We start from the raw sequence: 16,683 nt of genomic DNA on the forward strand, positions 1-16,683 counted from the left end.
TCAGTGGCCGCCAGCCGCGGCGGGCTCGGCGGACGCGACCTCGGTCTCGGCCGCGGCCGATCCGGTGCTGCCGCCGTAGATCACGGGCGCGAGGTTCGCCTCGGCGAGCCAGAAGTCGCGCTTCGCATTGACGGCGAGGATGGTGGAGGTGATCTTGTCGCGCGTGTCGGAGATCAGTTCGAACGTGCTGGTGATCATGCCGTTGTAGTTGAGCATCGACTGCTGCTCGATCGCGCTGCGCAGCGGCAGCACGTTGTTGCGGTAGTGGCGGGCGATGTCGTAGTTCGACCTGTAGGCCACGTACGCCGACCTGGCTTCGGAACGCACGTTGACCGCGAGCTGCGCGAGTTGGTTGGCCGACCGCATGTAGGCGAGTTCGCCCTTGCGCAGCCGCGCCTGGCCGGAATCGAAGATCGGGATCGTGAACTCGAGCGCTCCGGTCCTCGATATGTCGGAAACGATCCTGCCGTCCTCCCGCTCGCGTTCCTTCTCCCAGGTGCCGACAAGTTCGATGTCCGTCACGATGCGCGTCGCGTTCGTGAGCTCGTAGGACTTCGCCGCCGCCTGCAGCTCGAGACGCGAGACCTGCAGGTCCATACGCTTGTGAATGGCCTCCGCCTCGATGTCGTCGCGTTTGATCAGCGCCTTCGGCAGGTTGGGAAGCCGGTTCGGAATCTGGAAGTCGACGTCCGTTCCCGACAGCCCCATGAGGCGTACGAGCTCTTCTTTGGCGAGCTTCGCAGCCAGCCGGGCCTTGGCCGTGTCGCCCGTCAGTTCCGCATAGAAGACGTGCTCGCGGGCCTGTTCGCCCTTCGGCATCGATCCGGCCTCGCCGATCTTCTTCGCAAGTTCGGAGGAGGCGTCGGCCGCGATCTTCGCCTGGTTCAGATAGGCGACGTTCTCCCACGCCGCGACGGCGTTGATCCAGGCTCGCCGCGTGTCGGCGGCCAGCGAGATCGTGGCGATCGCCGCCCTGAGCTGGGCCTGCCGGAAGCGGTTGTCGGCGAGCTTGATGTTCCGGTCGTAGGTGGCAAGCGCGAGGATGTTCGCCGCGATCGCTCCTTCCAGAACCCTGTAGGCTTCGAGGCCGGGCGTGCCCAGGCCGCTGACGCCGACGGAGAATGTCGGAAAGACGGAGAGCTGGGTCTGCCACGCGTCCGCGGCGCTGTCGCCGAGATCGGCATACGAAGCCTGCAGCCCCTTGTTGTTCAGGAGCGCGACCTGCACGGCCGTCTCGACGTCGATGGTCTTCCTGGCCATCAGCGCCTTCACCCGGTCTCGGGTGACTTGGGCCTGCTTCTGGTTCTGGATCCAGACCGTCTGCTTGCCCGTGGCTTCGCCGCTCTTCAACGATGCGTTCAGGAAACCCGCCTCGGTGTCGGAATAGTCGGTGGTGACGCAGCCCGCCGCGGCGAGAGGAAGGACGAGGGCGCTGACGAGCTTGATATGACGTACCGTCATGGCCTCACCCCTTCTTCTTCGGAGCCTGCGCGTCGTTGAGACTGCGCCATGGCTTGGGATCGACGGGCATGCGCTGGGTATAGCCGCCGACGGGGCTCTGGTACCGGACCGGCCGGACGTCGGCCACGGTGTCGGGATTGCCGGTCGAAGCTACGACTTCGGGTAGGGTGGAGGCGCATCCGCTTGCAGCAAGCGGCATGGCGACCACCAGGAACATGAGTTTCATGGTGTGATTCCGAGAACAAGATCGCGTTCGTGCCGCCGCGCGAGAACACGCGGACGCACAGCAAGACCCGCAGTGCGGGTGCTAGTTCTCAGATGTTAGGTGGACGATGGAGGCTCGGCGCCTGGCCGAAGACGCTGGTGTCGTCAACGAGCTCGTGGATGGAGACGACACGCGGATGCGACAGGGAGGAACCCGAGCACGTGATCGCCGCTACGCCGCAGTAGTCCTTGCAGCAGGAGTTCTTGTTCTTCTCCGGACCGCCGTGGTCGTGCTGGTCGCCGTGATGGTCAGCCTGCGCCATGGCGTGGTGGTCGGCTTCCTGCGCCACAGCATGGTCGGCCGAATGATGGGACGAATGATCGTCTTCGACCTGTGAGACCTGCGGGGGGACGCTGGGATGCATCGCGGCGTTGACGGCAGAAAAGCTGTAGCCGGCCAGCGATAGGATCATCACCAGCCTGAACAGCATCGCCAACGCTTTAGATGTGATTCGATACATCCCGCTCATGTCCCCAGGATCGCCAGAGCCCTCGGGCTTGTCAATCAAGGCAGTATTCAATCATCGATTCGCGTTATTTGTGTGGCAGGGCCAACACGCCGCAATGTTTCGCAGGCTGCCAAAGCGGTCGCGCTGTCACTTGGCAGGCACGTCGCCGAAGCGGCCGAAGTCGAACGATTCCGCCGCCGCCACGACCGGCCTGGAGTCCGTCTGCGCGGGATAGCCGGTCGTGTAGCTCGCGCTGAAGGAGATCTTCGCGACGGAGTTGGTCTCGGAAGGCGCGGCGAGCGCCGCTGCGAGTTCCTTGCGCGGCAGCGCGATCGATGCGGCCGAAGCCTGCATGCTCTCCGCAGGCCTGGAGGCCGACGCCGTGATCACCTTCTCAGCCTGTGCGGGGCGGGAGGCGAATACCGGAACCGGGATCGCGTAGCCCGAAAGATCCGCGAAGCCGCTCGGCTCCTCGACCTTGCCCGCGGCGGCCGTCGTCACGGCGGTGAAGGCCTCGGGCTCCGTCGGCGTCGTGGGACGCAGCGCGGTCAGGAGCGCGCTCGTGTCTGGACGCCTGGCCGGGATCGGGGCGTCGAACTTCGCCGGCGGTTCCGCGGAAACCACGGCGACGGACTGTTCCGCCTTGGCGGGCTGCGGCGTGCGCTTGTCGGCTGCCGCCACGGTGGTCTCGGCGACGTTGTCCTCCTCCTCGCCGTCGCTGCCGCCGAACAGGGCCTCCAGGAAGCTCTTGCGCTTGCCCCCGCCGAAGCTCGCGATCTCGGCGGTCGAGCCGGCGCCCTTGCGCTTGTATTCCGCGACCGCGGTCTCGTAGCCCGGAAGCGGCTTGCCGTCGCTCGGGATGTGCAGGGTCTTCCCGTGCGGGAAAAGCTGGACGAGCTCCTGACGGCTCATCCGCGGCCACGCACGCACGCCGCCCACGTCCACGTGGACGAAGGGAGAGCCGGAGGCTGGGTAGTAGCCGACGCCGCCGCCCTGTTCCTGCATGGCGAGCGCTCGAAGCGTCGCGAGCTTCACGCCGGGAATGAAGAAGTCCATCGCCTTGCCCCGCGTGTGCTGGCTTTCCTTCGCCACCCCGGACGAACGGGTGCGAAGCATGGCGTTCGACTGCGGAGAGCGGTAGCCGGAGACTACGTTGATGTAGTCGGTCGCGCCGCTGCGCCTGTAGACGTCCCAGACGACGTCGAACAGACGGGGGTCCATCTTCGTGCTCTTGTTCGCGCGCCAGTCGCGCAGGAACTGGTTGAGCTGGTTGAGGCCCGCCTGGTCGAAGACGCCGTTGCGCTTGTAGGTGATGACGGCGCGTTCGCCCGTATGGCCGAAGTAGAGCTTCAGCGTGCGGTCCTCGGCGGAGGCGCCCGCCGCCGAACCGACGAGGGCGAGAAGACATCCGACCAGAAGGCCGGCAGCTGAACGCGAATCCCTGCGCGGGACCATCCGTGACGCCTCGCGTCCCAGTTCCTTCGTAAGATTAGACTTCAAGAGCTGGTCCCTGTCTCCGCCGCCGCCGCAGCTTGATCCGATTCCAATGCGGCGCGAGGATGTCATAAATGTCACAGTTGTCGATTATTATTTCTCATATTCAAGAAATGGTTGATTTAGGAGCGGGCGTTGAAAATCGAGCACTTGCCGGCAGGAGGAATATTTCGCGTCGGCCACTGGAAGCGGAATCAGCGTTCGCCTGCGCCTTCAACCGTGGAACTTTCTCTCGAGCGGGATGTTTTCGCAGCAACCTCGGGAGTTCCGGATGATCCTCAAGCTTGGCCTCAGATCGGTCCTGTGCGCCGTCGCCGTTGCGATGGTGATGCTGAACCTGTTCGCCATGGCCCCGGCGCTCGCTTCCTCGCCATCGTGCCAGCCCGTGCACGCCGAGAACGCTGCCGACCACCGTCACGACGCCGCGACCCCCTGCTGCGACAGCATGCACTGCTGCCCGATGTTGCCGAACCTCCCTTCGCCCGGCCTGCCGCTGGCCGCCGGCCACCGGCATCATCCATATCTCAAGGTCGAAGAGCCTCTGCTGCTGGCGACCGCGATTGATCCGCCTCCAAGAACTTCCGCCTCGTGACCCTTGACCAAAATCTCACGAAACAGGAGTTCAAGATGAACACCGTGATCAAGACCGCCTTCGCCTCTTCGTTCCTCGCCGCAGCCGTCCTGGCCGCCCCGGTCTCCGCCTCAGCACAGTCCGCGTCGTCGATGGCCTATCCGGACAAGTGCAAGTCCGAGATGTCGTCTGGCGGCGACATGTCCATGCAGGGCCACGAGATGTCGGGAATGGCCGAGTTCCAGAAGGAATCCATGGACGGCATGAAGACCATGAACATGAACATGATGCAGGGCATGATGAAGAAGGACCCGGACGTGTCCTTCGCCTGCGGAATGATCGCACATCACATGGGCGCGATCAGCATGGCCCAGGTCGAGCTGAAGTACGGCAAGAACGCCGTAACCAAGGCGAAGGCCCAGAAGATCATCGACGACCAGACCAGGGAGATCAAGGAACTGACCGCCTGGGTCGAGAAGGAGGCGAAGTGATGCATCACATGTCGTCGCAGATGAAGGAGTGCATCGACAACTGCCTCGCGTGCTATAGCGAGTGCCTGTCGATGGCGACGGGACACTGCCTGGAGATGGGCGGCAAGCACACTGAGCCGACCCACTTCAAGCTGATGATGGCCTGCGCCGAGATGTGCCGGACGTCGGCCCATTTCATGCTGATCGGCACCGAGCACCACAGGCACACGTGCAGGGAATGCGCCGAGATTTGCCGTCAGTGCGCCGACGACTGCGAGCGCATCGGCGACATGCAGGCTTGCGTCGACGCCTGCCGGAAGTGCGCCGATAGCTGCGAGCAGATGGCGGCCTGACGAGCTGCCGGGAGGGTGTTGCCTCATCCTCCCGGCATCGTTCCAAGCCTCGTCGCCACCGTTGCGGAAGGGCGAGTACGGAGGGCGCTGTCGCGACCGGATGGCGCACGGCGCTCCGGCGTCTTCACAACGGCCTGCGTGTCGTGCAAGAATGAACCCATGAAGCCGCTGATGGTCATCCAACGCATTCTCTGCGCGTTCGCCATGCTTGCCGTCCTGATGGGGCCGGCGAGCGTAAGCGCGGCCGCGGCCGCCATGGCTTCATCGGGCCAGATGGCGGGCATGGCGATGGAGATGGCGGACCAGGCCCCGGACGAAGAAGCGATGGCGGACATGCCCTGCTGTCCGGAAGAGAAGAAGCCTGCTGTTCCCGACTGCATGAAGTCCTGCCCGCTTGCGCTGGTATGCTCCACGGTGATCGTAGGCAACCTGTCCGCTACTGCGAGCCTGCCCGTCGACCTTCCGCTTCCCATGTCGTTTCCGCGCCTTGCGGGAGCAGAATTCGCTTCGGCCCTGGTCGAACCGCCTCCAAGACCTCCGCGCGCCTGAATCACGCTCTTTCGCCGCGTCTGGCCGTCCCGCTTGCGGGAACGATCCGGCGTGTCCGTATCCTGCGCGCATCCGCGCATCCTGAGATGTGAAATCATGAAGAACAGAAACGTACCCGTGCGGGCGGCCGCCGCCGCGCTCGCATTCCTTGCCGTATCCGCGGGCGCCGCCCTTGCAGCCGCCGACGACTACGAATTCCAGCCCGTCGCTTCAGAGGTGAAGCACGGTCCGCAGGCCGAAGTGGCCGTCAGGCTGGTCGACAAGCGATCCGGAAAACCCGTGCCCGGCGCGGTCATCTTCACCACACGGATGGACATGGCGCCCGACGGCATGGAGATGATGACGACCTCGGTCGAGAACCTCCCGGCCACCCAGCCGGGCGTCTACCGCTTCCGCACCAACCTGTCGATGGCCGGCGGCTGGCGCTTCAAGGTAGCCGCAAAGGTGCAGGGCGAACCCGAAACAGTGCAGGGCGAAGTCGTTCTGAAGGCCCTCCCGTGAAGACCGCCGCATTGCTCCTGTCCGCATGCTCCCTCGCCGTCGGTGGCGGGGGAGGATACCTGCTCGGCGCCGGCCGGGTCGCCGTCCCCGACGTCGCCGCCCTTCGGCTTCTGACGGCGGAGGCGCCGGCCGTCGCAAAAGAGGCCAGGTCTTCCGGGACCGGTCCCGTCGTCTATTATCGGCATCCCGATGGCGACCCCGCCTGGTCCGCGGGGCCTGCGAAGACGCCGGACGGAAGGGACTTCCTTCCGGTACGGGCCAGCGAGGACGTCGACTTCGCCGACAAGCCCCAAGGCGAGCAGTCGGGCGAAACGGCGGAAGGCGAGCAGCCGGATGCGAACTTCGCCGAAACCGGATCGGGAGGCGCTCCCGCGTCTGGGCGGAAGATCCTGTACTACCGCAACCCCATGGGACTTCCCGACACCTCGAAGGTGCCGAAGAAGGATTCGATGGGAATGGACTACGTCCCGGTCTACGAGGGCGAGGCCGAAGGCGGGTCCACCGTCCGGGTTCCGCTCGGAAAGCTGCAGCGGACCGGCGTCAGGACTGCGGAAGTCACAATGGAGAGTCTGGCGACCACCCTGCGCGTTCCCGGCGTCGTCATGCTCGACGACCGACGGATCCACACCGTGAGCATGCGCTCCGACTCCTTCGTCGAGGACGTCGCCCCGGTTACCGCGGGCAGCCGCGTGAAGGCCGGCGAAACCCTCTTCAGGTTCTACTCGAAGGACGTCGCGACGGCCGCTTCCGAGTACGCCAACGTCGTGTCCGGAGGCGGAGACACCGCCGGGAGCGCCCTGAGGCTTCGCAACCTCGGAATGTCCGACCGCATGGTCGAGGCCATCCGCAGGGACCGGAAGGTTCCGTCCAGCATCTCGTTCGACGCCCCCGTGGACGGGATCGTCGTCGAGCGTTCGACCACGCCGGGCAGCATGGCCGAGCCCGGCGACGTCCTGTTCAGGATCGCCGACATCCGCGAAGTCTGGATGGTGGCCGACGTTCCGGAAAGCCAGCTCGCCGCCGTCGCGGTCGGAGCCGAGGCGACGGTGGCGGTGGGCGCCCGGCCCGGCGCGACGGTCCGCGGCGTGGTCGAGCTGGTGGAGCCCGAGATCCGCGAGCAGACGAGGACCGCCAGAGTGCGGATCCGGCTGCCCAATCCGGACGGCAGGCTTCTTCCCAACATGTTCGGCACCGTCGAGATAGCGACCGGCCGGCCGGATCCGGTCGTCTCCGTGCCGAACGACGCGATCGTCGACACGGGAAGCAGGCGGGTCGTCTTCATCGACAAGGGCGAGGGGCGGTTCGAACCGCGCGACGTCGAGGTGGGCGTTCGTGCGGCCCAAAGGACGGAGGTGACTTCCGGACTGGCGGCAGGAGAACGCGTGGTCGTCGCCGCCAACTTCCTCCTCGACGCCGAAAGCAATCTGAACTCAGCGCTGAACGCGCTTGCCGCGGGAGACGCCCGGCCATGATCTCACACCTGATCTCCTGGTCGGCGCGCAACCTGCTGCTCGTCTTCGTCGGCGCGTTCCTCGCGGCGGCCGGCGGCGTCCACGCGCTGCGGACGCTCCCCCTCGACGCCATCCCCGACCTCTCCGACGTGCAGGTCATCGTGTATACCGACTATCCCGGTCAGGCGCCCCAGGTCGTCGAGGACCAGGTCACCTATCCGCTGACGAGCTCGATGCTGACGGTCCCGAAATCCAGGGTCGTCCGGGGCTTCTCATTCTTCGGCGTGTCGTTCGTCTACGTGATCTTCGAGGACGGCACCGATCCGTACTGGGCGAGAAGCCGCGTGCTCGAATTCCTGAACGCCGCCGCAAGCCGCCTGCCCGAAGGCGTCGTCCCGACGCTCGGCCCCGACGCCACGGGCGTGGGCTGGGTCTTCCAGTACGCGGTGATCGCCAAGGAGATGTCCCTTGCAGAACTCCGTTCGCTGCAGGACTGGGTCGTCAAGTTCGCGCTGTCGCGGTCCGAGGGCGTGGCGGAGGTCGCGAGCGTCGGCGGCTTCGTGAAGCAGTATTCCATCGTCGTGGATCCTGCCAGGCTGAAGGCGCAGGGCGTCGGCCTGAGCGAAGTAGCGTCGGCGGTGAAGGCCAGCAACCGCGACGTGGGAGGCCGGACGGTCGAGCTTTCCGAGTTCGAATACATGGTGCGCGGACGCGGCTACCTCCATGGCGTCGCGGACATAGAAAACGTCGTGCTGAGGTCCGAAAAGGGCGTGCCGCTGCGGCTGGCGGACGTGGCCAGGGTCGAACTCGTGCCCGACGAGCGCCGCGGCATCACCGAGCTGAATGGAGAAGGCGAGGTCGCCGGGGGCATCGTGCTGCAGCGCTACGGATCGAACGCGCTCACGGTCATCGAAAACACGAAGCGCAACATCGACGCCCTGAAGGCCAGCCTTCCTGCAGGCGCCGAGATCGTCCCCGTCTACGACCGCTCGCGGCTGATCGAGGCGGCCATCGAGACGCTCAAGGGGACGCTTCTCGAAGAGTCGGTCGTCGTCGCGATCGTGACCGTCGTCTTCCTCATGCATGTCAGGAGCGCTCTCGTGGCGATCGTCATGCTTCCGGTCGGCATCCTGATGGCCTTCGCCGCGATGCGCATGCTCGGCATCGGAGCAAACATCATGAGCCTGGGCGGGATTGCCATCGCCATCGGCGCGATGATCGACGCCGCCATCGTGATGATCGAGAACGCCCACAAGCATCTCGAACGGGCGCCTCCCGACAAGCCGCGCCTCGACGTCCTTGTTGAGGCAGCGTCCGAAGTCGGCCCGGCGCTGTTTTTCAGCCTCCTGATCATCACCGTGTCTTTCCTGCCGATCTTCACGCTGGAATCCCAGGAAGGCCGGCTGTTCGGCCCGCTCGCGTTCACCAAGACGTTCGCGATGGCGGCCGCGGCGATCCTGTCCGTGACGCTCGTGCCGGCGCTCATGGTCGTCTTCGTGCGGGGCAGGATCATTCCCGAGCACAGGAATCCCATGAACCGGATGCTGATCTGGGTCTACCGTCCCGTCATCGCCGGGGTGCTGAAGGCCAGGACGCTGACGATCGTCGTCGCGCTCGCCGCCCTGGCGGTCACCGTCTGGCCCGCCCGGCAGCTCGGCAGCGAGTTCATGCCAGCGCTCGACGAGGGCACGCTCATGTACATGCCGACCACGCTTCCCGGCCTTTCGGTCACCAAGGCCGCCGAACTCATGCAGACGCAGGACCGGATCATCAAGTTGTTCCCGGAGGTGGAGACCGTCTTCGGGAAGGCGGGAAGGGCGCTGACGGCGACCGATCCCGCGCCGACCGAAATGTTCGAGACCATCATCACCCTGAAGCCGAAGGACCAGTGGCGGCCGGGCGTGACGATCGACGCGCTCAGGCAGGAAATGGACGCCGCGCTCCAGTTCCCCGGCGTCTCCAATGCCTGGACGATGCCGATCCGGGCGCGCATAGACATGCTGTCGACCGGTATCCGCACCCCGGTCGGGGTCAAGGTGTTCGGAACGGATCTCGGCGAGATGGAGAAGGTCGCCCGCCGTGTCGAGGCCGTCCTCAGGAAAGTGCCGGGAACGTCGTCGGCCTACGCCGAGCGCGTCATCGGCGGCTACTACCTCGACGTCGTCCCCGACCGGGCGGCGCTCGCGCGCTACGGACTGACCGTCGACAGCGTCCAAGACGTCGTCGGCATGGCGCTCGGCTCCGAAACCTTGACGACCACGGTCGAAGGCCGCGAGCGGTACTCGGTCGCCGTCCGCTACCCGCGCGACTACCGCAGCGACCCGCAGGCCATCGGCCGCGACGTTCTCGTCAGCCTTCCGGGAGGAGGGACCGTTCCGCTCGGAGACGTCGCCAGGATCGAGCTGACGAGAGGGGCGACGTCAATCAGGACCGAGAACGGACAGCTCGCCGTCTACGTATTCGTCGACATCGCGGACCGCGACCTGGGCGGCTACGTGGCGGACGCGAAGGCAGCCGTCGAAGGCGAGGTCCGTCTGCCTCCGGGCTACTCGCTGGGCTGGAGCGGCCAGTTCGAGTACCTGGAGCGGGCGAAGGCGCGACTGGCCCTCGTCGTGCCGCTGACGCTGGCCCTCATCTTCCTGCTGCTCTACCTCAACTTCCAGCGCCTGACGGAGACCCTGATCGTGATGCTCTCGCTGCCGTTCGCCCTGGTCGGCGGCATCTGGCTCATGTGGTGGCTGGGCTTCAACATGTCCGTCGCCGTGGCGGTGGGCTTTATCGCACTCGCGGGCGTCGCGGCCGAAACGGGGGTGATCATGCTCATCTACCTGGATCACGCGCTGGCGGAGGAGCGCCAGCGTTGCGCCGCCGAAGGGCGGGAGCTGACGCGTGCGGACCTGCACAGGGCGATCGTCATCGGGGCCGTCGAGCGCGTGCGCCCGAAGATGATGACGGTCGTCGCCATCATGGCCGGTCTGATCCCCATCCTCTGGAGCACGGGCACTGGATCGGAGATCATGCAGAGGATCGCCGTTCCGATGATCGGAGGCATGATGTCGTCCACGGTGCTGACGCTCGTCGTCATCCCGGCCGTCTATGCTCTTGCGAAGGGATGGCGACTCGTACCCGAGACCGAGGATGCGACCCTGCCAAGGGAGGCGCCTCTTGAAACGGTTGGCTGACGTCTGCCGGACCGCCGTCGCCGCTCTCGCGTTCGCCGGCGCGGTCTCTGCCGCGCCCGCCTGGGAGCGGCAGGCCGACATGAAGTCGATGGCCGCCTCCACGAGGATCGTCGGCGAGCTGTTCGAGGGAAGGAGGCCGTACTCGCAGGCGGAGTTCAAGGAGGCGGAGTTCAAGGAGGCGGCGGAAAACATCCGGACCCATGCAGGGCGCCGCCTGGTCGAAGAATTCGGCAGGCTCGCCGACGACCTTGAAGCCTATGCGGCCGCGCTTTCCGCCGCGGCGGACCGAAATCCCGACCGGCTTGGTCCGGACACGAGGATGCGCGGAACGCTGCTCGGAAGTCCCTTCGCTCCAAAGGCCGAAGCCTCGCGAGATGCTGCCGCCGTGCCCGCTGAGCATGCCTAACACCTCATGCTTCAGACGTGCATGAGCTGCCACGCGAAGTTTCGCAAGCCGTGAGCCCGTCAGTCGACGCCGCGTTCAGGGCGATCATCGTGGCGGCAAGGGCGAACGTCACGACGATGGCCGGCGCCAGGAAAGCCCGGCCTGCCTTGCGGCGCATCGCCCGAGGCAGCCGGCGGCGGGGAGGGCGGCGCAGCGAAGCGCCGACCATCGGGTTGAGCCGGAACGTCTTCTTTCTTCCCGCCACTAAGGGTAATCCGGTCAGGAGACGGTGACCGTCTCTCTACCGGCCAATCTCTCACCGCAAAGAGGCCAGTTACAACTGAGTTCAATAATTCACGCTATGCAATTTTCTCTTGTAGCCGGGTACATTCTACTTCGAAGTGCGTGATCACCCTTGCCGATCGCCGGCGTCTTCATCATCTGGTGGCGGCAAAGGTTCCGGTCAACGAGATGGCACGTCAGCTTGGCCGTCATCGCTCGACCATTTACCGCGAGATCAAGCGCAATACGTTTCGGGATCGTGAGCTGCCGGAACACGACGGCTACTACAGCACGGTCGCTCACGACATCTCCAGGGACCGTCGACGCCGGCTGAGGAAGCTGCGGCGCTACCCGGCTTTGCGCACAGAAATCATCAATCAGTTGAAAGCTCGCTGGTCCCCGGAACAGATTGCCGGACGTCTGCAGCCGGACGGCCTCAGTCATATCCGAGTGTGCAAGGAGACAATCTACCGCTTCATCTACAGCAACGAAGATTACGAGCTTGGTATTTATCAGTATCTATCCGAGGCCCGCCGCAAGCGTCGACCAATGCGTTCCAGGAAGCCGCGCGGCGGTGCTTTTCCCGCCACTTCACGGGATATCCAAAGACCTGATTTTATTGGAGATAGATCAAGGTTCGGACACTGGGAGGAAGACCTCCTCATCTTGGAACGCCAACTCGGTCATGCCAATGTCACCACTCTCGTGGAGCGCAAGAGCCGCTACACTGTTCTCATCAAGAACCCGAGCCGGCACTCGAGGCCAATCATGGACAAGATCATAAGAGCGTTTTTGCCTTTGCCGGCATTCGCGCGTCGGAGCTTAACATTCAATCGCAGTACCGAGTTTGCCGGGTTCAGGGCACTGGAAGACGGCATTGGTGCGAGGAGCTGGTTTTGCGACCCAGTTGCGCCGTGGCAAAAGAGACGGTCGAAAACGCAAGCAAGCGTATTCGACGTTACTTGCCCGGCACTACAGATCTCGCGGCCATTTCGCAACGCGATCTTCTCCAGCTCATACGCCACCTCAACGACCAACCGCATAAATGCCTCGGATACATGACGCCGGCCGAGGCATTTATAGCACATTTGCAGGATGGGGCGTGATCCCCTACCCTTGACGCCGGTATGATGCATTTGGGTTAGCTTCTCCAACGCAAAACAAACAGGAAAGTGCCTCGCTGACCCGGGATGGTATCCTCTACTCGTTTTCGTCTGCGAACTGCTGAGACACCCGAACGTCGAAAGTCTAGCGCCGAGATCTCGCTCCAATGAAAGCAGACCAATCCCGCTTCTTGTGATGGCGTCCTGGACTAGGTCCGGATCTCCGTCGATCAACCCTCAAGGGGTCGGCTAGCAAGCTGCCGCCGCTCCGTCTTCGTCTCCGCGGTGATCGCGACCGTCCCTGTTCCTTTGAGGAGCCATCAGCGGGAATTGGCCCGCTTCCGATGGAGCACCTCAAGATGGCACACGATCTTTCTCTCGCCCAGTCTCACGCCTTCCACCTCTGCAACAACCTGATGGTCCCAATCACTCTGTTCAGATCCGGGGACGAATTTGGCGTCCTTCCGTCCGACGAACTCGATGACGAAGACGATCTTGAGATCGTGCACGAATATGAGCCGTGGTGACTCATGGTCACCTGAGGCTCGATCGCCCTGCTTTGCAGGGCACCCTCGATTTTCAGCTGCAAATAATTCGCCTCAGTTTGGAGGCGGTTGACTTCTCCGATATATCCAATATTCTGGATATATGGAAAGCAACAATGCGATAGCGGCCCTTGCGGCCTTAGCCCAGAACACCCGCCTTGAGACGTTCCGTCTGCTCGTGCGGCACGAGCCGGATGGGATTCCGGCCGGCGAGCTCGCCCGGCTCCTCGACGTCCCGCAAAACACGATGTCGGCGCATCTTGCGACGCTGTCCCGCGCAGGGTTGGTGAAGAGCGAGCGCCAGAGCCGATCGATCATCTACCGGGCGGATCTCAACGGGCTGCGCGACCTGACACTATTTCTGCTGAAGGACTGCTGCGGCGGTTCGACGGAGCTTTGCGCACCCCTGATCGCAGAACTGACGCCATGCGGCGCGCCGGGGGCGAAGCCATGTTGAGCGCGATCGCATTGCACGATGTGGCCGGTAGCGACGCTCGTCTCCGCGACGCGCTCCGTGCTGCGGATCTCCCGACCGATGATATTGAAGACGAGGACCGCGCCTTCCTCGCAGCCGTCTCAGGCGACGGCCAAACGATCGGCTATGCCGGCCTCGAACGCTGCGCCGGCGATTACCTGCTGCGGTCTGTCGTCGTTCTGCCGGCACATCGGCGTCATGGGTTCGGCCGTGCCATCGTCGAGGCAACGCTGCGAGACGTCGATGGCGATGTCTTCCTCGCGACGACGAGCGCTAAGTCGTTTTTCGCGAGCATCGGGTTTTCAGAGGTGCCGCGGGCCGAAGTGCCAGCCGCGGTGCTTGCGACCCGCCAACTATCCTCCATTTGCCCCTCGTCGGCGACCATCATGAAGCTCAACAGGCCTCCGACCTAACCACGGACCACGACCATGACTGACAAGACCTATAACGTGCTGTTCCTCTGCACGGGCAATTCCGCTCGCTCTATTCTCGCCGAGTCCATCCTCAACAAAGAGGGCGGCGGCCGGTTCAAGGCCTATTCCGCCGGCAGCCAGCCGAAGGGCGAGGTCAATCCTTATGCCCTGAAGGAACTTGAGACGCTCGGCTATCAATCTACCGGTTTCTCCTCGAAGAGCTGGGACGTGTTCGCCGCATCTGGCGCGCCGGAGATGGATTTCATCTTCACGGTATGCGACAGCGCCGCCGGCGAGGCCTGCCCCGTGTGGATCGGCCATCCTATGACAGCCCACTGGGGCGTCGAGGATCCGGCTGCGGTCTCCGGCCTCGATATCGACAAGCAGCGCGCCTTCGCTCAGGCGGCACGCTTTCTCAAAAACCGGATACTGGCATTTGTGAACCTGCCGCTCGCCTCCATCGATCGACTGGCGCTGGAGACAAAGCTCCGCCAGATCGGCGCGATGGAAGGTTCGACCTCGCCACAGGGAAAGTCGGCCTGATGTCCACCTTCGAACGATACCTGACCATCTGGGTCTTCCTCTGCATCGCCGTCGGCGTTGCCCTCGGCCACCTGATGCCCGGCGTCTTCCAGGTCATCGGTGGCGCCGAGATCGCCAAGGTCAACATCCCCGTCGCGATCCTGATCTGGCTGATGATCATCCCGATGCTGCTGAAGATCGATTTCCGGTCGCTGGCGCAGGTCGGCTCCTACTGGCGTGGGATCGGTGTCACGCTGATCATCAACTGGGCGATCAAGCCATTCTCGATGGCATTGCTGGGATGGCTGTTCGTCGGCTGGCTCTTCCGACCCTATCTGCCCGCGGACCAGATCGACTCCTATATCGCAGGCCTGATCATCCTTGCCGCCGCACCCTGCACGGCTATGGTCTTCGTCTGGTCCAACCTGACGCGGGGCGAACCGCTGTTCACCCTGTCACAGGTTGCCTTGAACGACGCGATCATGGTGGTCGCCTTTGCGCCGATCGTCGGCTTGCTGCTCGGCCTATCGGCCATCACCGTGCCGTGGGCGACACTTGCTCTGTCGGTCGCGCTCTATATCGTCGTGCCTGTCATCATCGCCCAGATACTGCGGAGCCGCCTGACGGCCGACGGCTCGAACCGCGCGCTCGACCGCCTGCTTGCCAAGCTGCAGCCTATGTCGCTCGTCGCACTCCTTTCCACCCTCGTCCTGCTGTTCGCGTTCCAGGGCGAGCAGATCATCGCCCAGCCGGCCATCATCGCCTTGCTGGCTGTGCCGATACTAATCCAGGTCTACCTGAACTCGGGGCTGGCCTACCTTCTGAACCGCATGGCAGGCGAGCGCCACTGCGTCGCTGGGCCGTCCGCCCTCATCGGCGCCAGCAACTTCTTCGAGCTCGCGGTTGCCGCCGCCATCAGCCTGTTCGGGTTTCAGTCGGGCGCGGCACTCGCCACCGTCGTAGGTGTCCTGATCGAGGTGCCCGTAATGCTGTCAGTCGTATGGATCGTGAACCGCTCGAAGGGTTGGTACGAGGCATCGCCCGCCGTTTCCCGCAACACCATCATCGAAAGGCCCTGACCATGGACGCCACCATCTATCATAATCCCGCCTGCGGCACGTCTCGCAATACGCTGGCGCTGATCCGCGCCGCCGGGATCGAGCCCATCGTCATCGAGTACCTCCAGAACCCGCCATCGCGCGAGCAGCTCTCGAAGATGATCGCAGATGCCAGCCTGACAGTCAGGGAAGCGATCCGTGAGAAGGGCACGCCCTATGCGGAACTCGGCCTCGACAATCCTGATCTGACCGACGACCAGTTGCTGGACGCGATGATCGCCACCCCGATCCTGATCAACCGACCACTCGTTGTCACGCCGCTCGGCACTAGGCTCGCCCGCCCTTCGGAGGTCGTGCTCGACATCCTGCCAGCAGACGCCTTCAAAGGACCGTTCACCAAGGAAGACGGCGAGCAGGTCCTCGACCAGGAAGGAAAGCGCATTGTCTGAGACATTTCCCGCCCTGCACGACGACCATCTTCAGGCGGTTTCGCCGGAATCCCTTCGCCCGGCGTTCTCCACCCACAAGCCACGGATCCTGATCCTTTATGGATCGCTCCGGGAAGTGTCGTATAGCCGTCTGCTTGCCTTCGAAGTCCGTCGGCTGCTCGAACGCCTTGGATGCGAGGTGCGGATATTCGATCCGGCCGGATTGCCGCTTCCAGATGAGGCACCCGTCAGCCATCCCAAGGTTCTGGAACTCCGCGACCTCACGCAATGGTCGGAAGGCCAGGTCTGGATCAGCCCGGAGCGCCACGGCGCGATGACAGGCATCATGAAGGCGCAGATCGACTGGATCCCGCTGTCGCTCGGCTCCGTCCGCCCCACCCAGGGCAAGACGCTGGCGGTGATGGAGGTTTCCGGTGGTAGCCAGTCCTTCAACGCCGTGAACCAAATGCGCATCCTCGGCCGCTGGATGCGGATGATCACCATCCCCAATCAGAGCAGCGTGGCGAAAGCGTTTCAGGAGTTCGACACCGATGGCCGGATGAAGCGGTCTTCCTACTATGACCGCGTCGTCGACGTCTGCGAGGAACTGGTGAAGTTCACCATCATGACCCGCGATGCCTCTTCCTACCTCACCGACCGATATAGCGAGCGGAAGGAAGAGGCGGCCGAGCTTGAGAAACGGGTCTCGCTGAAGTCGATCTGACGG

At 64.2% G+C, this 16,683-nt stretch carries 19 protein-coding genes and 1 pseudogene; 16 read left to right on the forward strand and 4 right to left on the reverse strand.

All coding sequences use genetic code 11. The annotated features are described in order from the left end of the window. From AC0JZ4_RS26295 to AC0JZ4_RS26310, 4 genes are all read right to left on the reverse strand, one after another. A complete protein-coding gene (locus AC0JZ4_RS26295; RefSeq protein ID WP_471889467.1) occupies positions 1-1,461 on the reverse strand; it encodes a TolC family protein in 1,461 nt (486 codons plus the stop codon). A gap of 4 nt (positions 1,462-1,465) precedes the next feature. Beyond that, positions 1,466-1,687 carry a hypothetical protein gene (locus tag AC0JZ4_RS26300; protein WP_471889468.1) on the reverse strand — a complete coding sequence of 74 codons (222 nt, stop codon included), beginning with the start codon at positions 1,685-1,687 and terminating at the stop codon, positions 1,466-1,468. A gap of 88 nt (positions 1,688-1,775) precedes the next feature. Next, entirely contained in the window at positions 1,776-2,234 is a 459-nt protein-coding gene (locus tag AC0JZ4_RS26305) for a hypothetical protein (RefSeq protein WP_471889469.1), read from the reverse strand. Between the two features lie 87 nt (positions 2,235-2,321). After that, positions 2,322-3,674: a peptidoglycan L,D-endopeptidase MepK gene (locus AC0JZ4_RS26310; protein ID WP_471889470.1), complete on the reverse strand. Its 1,353-nt coding sequence runs from the start codon at positions 3,672-3,674 to the stop codon at positions 2,322-2,324. Positions 3,675-3,939: 265 nt separating this feature from the next. Here AC0JZ4_RS26310 and AC0JZ4_RS26315 point away from each other — a divergent pair, with 265 nt between their 5' ends. The 16 genes and pseudogenes from AC0JZ4_RS26315 to arsH all read left to right on the forward strand — a co-directional run bounded on the left by AC0JZ4_RS26315 (position 3,940) and on the right by arsH (position 16,680). Beyond that, positions 3,940-4,260: a hypothetical protein gene (locus AC0JZ4_RS26315; RefSeq protein ID WP_471889471.1), complete on the forward strand. Its 321-nt coding sequence runs from the start codon at positions 3,940-3,942 to the stop codon at positions 4,258-4,260. A gap of 35 nt (positions 4,261-4,295) precedes the next feature. Further along, a complete protein-coding gene (locus AC0JZ4_RS26320; RefSeq protein WP_471889472.1) occupies positions 4,296-4,730 on the forward strand; it encodes a DUF305 domain-containing protein in 435 nt (144 codons plus the stop codon). Continuing rightward, positions 4,730-5,062: a four-helix bundle copper-binding protein gene (locus AC0JZ4_RS26325; protein WP_471889473.1), complete on the forward strand. Its 333-nt coding sequence runs from the start codon at positions 4,730-4,732 to the stop codon at positions 5,060-5,062. The genes AC0JZ4_RS26320 and AC0JZ4_RS26325 overlap by 1 nt, the downstream gene beginning before the upstream one ends. 159 nt (positions 5,063-5,221) lie before the next feature. Continuing rightward, positions 5,222-5,611 (forward strand): hypothetical protein, encoded by a 390-nt coding sequence (locus tag AC0JZ4_RS26330; RefSeq protein WP_471889474.1) that lies wholly within the window; start codon positions 5,222-5,224, stop codon positions 5,609-5,611. A gap of 96 nt (positions 5,612-5,707) precedes the next feature. Further along, positions 5,708-6,112 carry a FixH family protein gene (locus tag AC0JZ4_RS26335; RefSeq protein WP_471889475.1) on the forward strand — a complete coding sequence of 135 codons (405 nt, stop codon included), beginning with the start codon at positions 5,708-5,710 and terminating at the stop codon, positions 6,110-6,112. Next, on the forward strand, positions 6,109-7,584 hold the full coding sequence (locus AC0JZ4_RS26340; protein WP_471889476.1) for an efflux RND transporter periplasmic adaptor subunit: 1,476 nt from the start codon (positions 6,109-6,111) through the stop codon (positions 7,582-7,584). Before AC0JZ4_RS26335 ends, AC0JZ4_RS26340 begins: the two co-directional genes overlap by 4 nt. Continuing rightward, complete coding sequence (locus tag AC0JZ4_RS26345; protein ID WP_471889477.1) at positions 7,581-10,745, forward strand: efflux RND transporter permease subunit; 3,165 nt, start codon at positions 7,581-7,583, stop codon at positions 10,743-10,745. The genes AC0JZ4_RS26340 and AC0JZ4_RS26345 overlap by 4 nt, the downstream gene beginning before the upstream one ends. After that, a complete protein-coding gene (locus AC0JZ4_RS26350; protein ID WP_471889478.1) occupies positions 10,729-11,151 on the forward strand; it encodes a hypothetical protein in 423 nt (140 codons plus the stop codon). Before AC0JZ4_RS26345 ends, AC0JZ4_RS26350 begins: the two co-directional genes overlap by 17 nt. Positions 11,152-11,535: 384 nt before the next feature. Continuing rightward, positions 11,536-12,518: pseudogene (locus AC0JZ4_RS26355) on the forward strand (IS30 family transposase). Positions 12,519-12,874: 356 nt separating this feature from the next. After that, positions 12,875-13,042: a hypothetical protein gene (locus tag AC0JZ4_RS26360; protein WP_471889479.1), complete on the forward strand. Its 168-nt coding sequence runs from the start codon at positions 12,875-12,877 to the stop codon at positions 13,040-13,042. Positions 13,043-13,163: 121 nt separating this feature from the next. After that, positions 13,164-13,517: an ArsR/SmtB family transcription factor gene (locus AC0JZ4_RS26365; RefSeq protein WP_471889480.1), complete on the forward strand. Its 354-nt coding sequence runs from the start codon at positions 13,164-13,166 to the stop codon at positions 13,515-13,517. Next, on the forward strand, positions 13,511-13,948 hold the full coding sequence (gene arsN2, locus AC0JZ4_RS26370) for an arsenic resistance N-acetyltransferase ArsN2 (protein WP_471889481.1): 438 nt from the start codon (positions 13,511-13,513) through the stop codon (positions 13,946-13,948). Before AC0JZ4_RS26365 ends, arsN2 begins: the two co-directional genes overlap by 7 nt. 15 nt (positions 13,949-13,963) lie before the next feature. Beyond that, on the forward strand, positions 13,964-14,491 hold the full coding sequence (locus tag AC0JZ4_RS26375) for an arsenate reductase ArsC (RefSeq protein ID WP_471889482.1): 528 nt from the start codon (positions 13,964-13,966) through the stop codon (positions 14,489-14,491). Then, a complete protein-coding gene (arsB, locus tag AC0JZ4_RS26380) occupies positions 14,491-15,549 on the forward strand; it encodes an ACR3 family arsenite efflux transporter (RefSeq protein WP_471889483.1) in 1,059 nt (352 codons plus the stop codon). Before AC0JZ4_RS26375 ends, arsB begins: the two co-directional genes overlap by 1 nt. 2 nt (positions 15,550-15,551) lie before the next feature. Further along, positions 15,552-15,977: an arsenate reductase (glutaredoxin) gene (gene arsC / locus AC0JZ4_RS26385; protein ID WP_471889484.1), complete on the forward strand. Its 426-nt coding sequence runs from the start codon at positions 15,552-15,554 to the stop codon at positions 15,975-15,977. Beyond that, positions 15,970-16,680: an arsenical resistance protein ArsH gene (gene arsH / locus AC0JZ4_RS26390; protein WP_471889485.1), complete on the forward strand. Its 711-nt coding sequence runs from the start codon at positions 15,970-15,972 to the stop codon at positions 16,678-16,680. The genes arsC and arsH overlap by 8 nt, the downstream gene beginning before the upstream one ends. Positions 16,681-16,683: the final 3 nt, after the last annotated feature.

The sequence above is a fragment of the [Rhizobium] kunmingense genome (assembly GCF_977018605.1).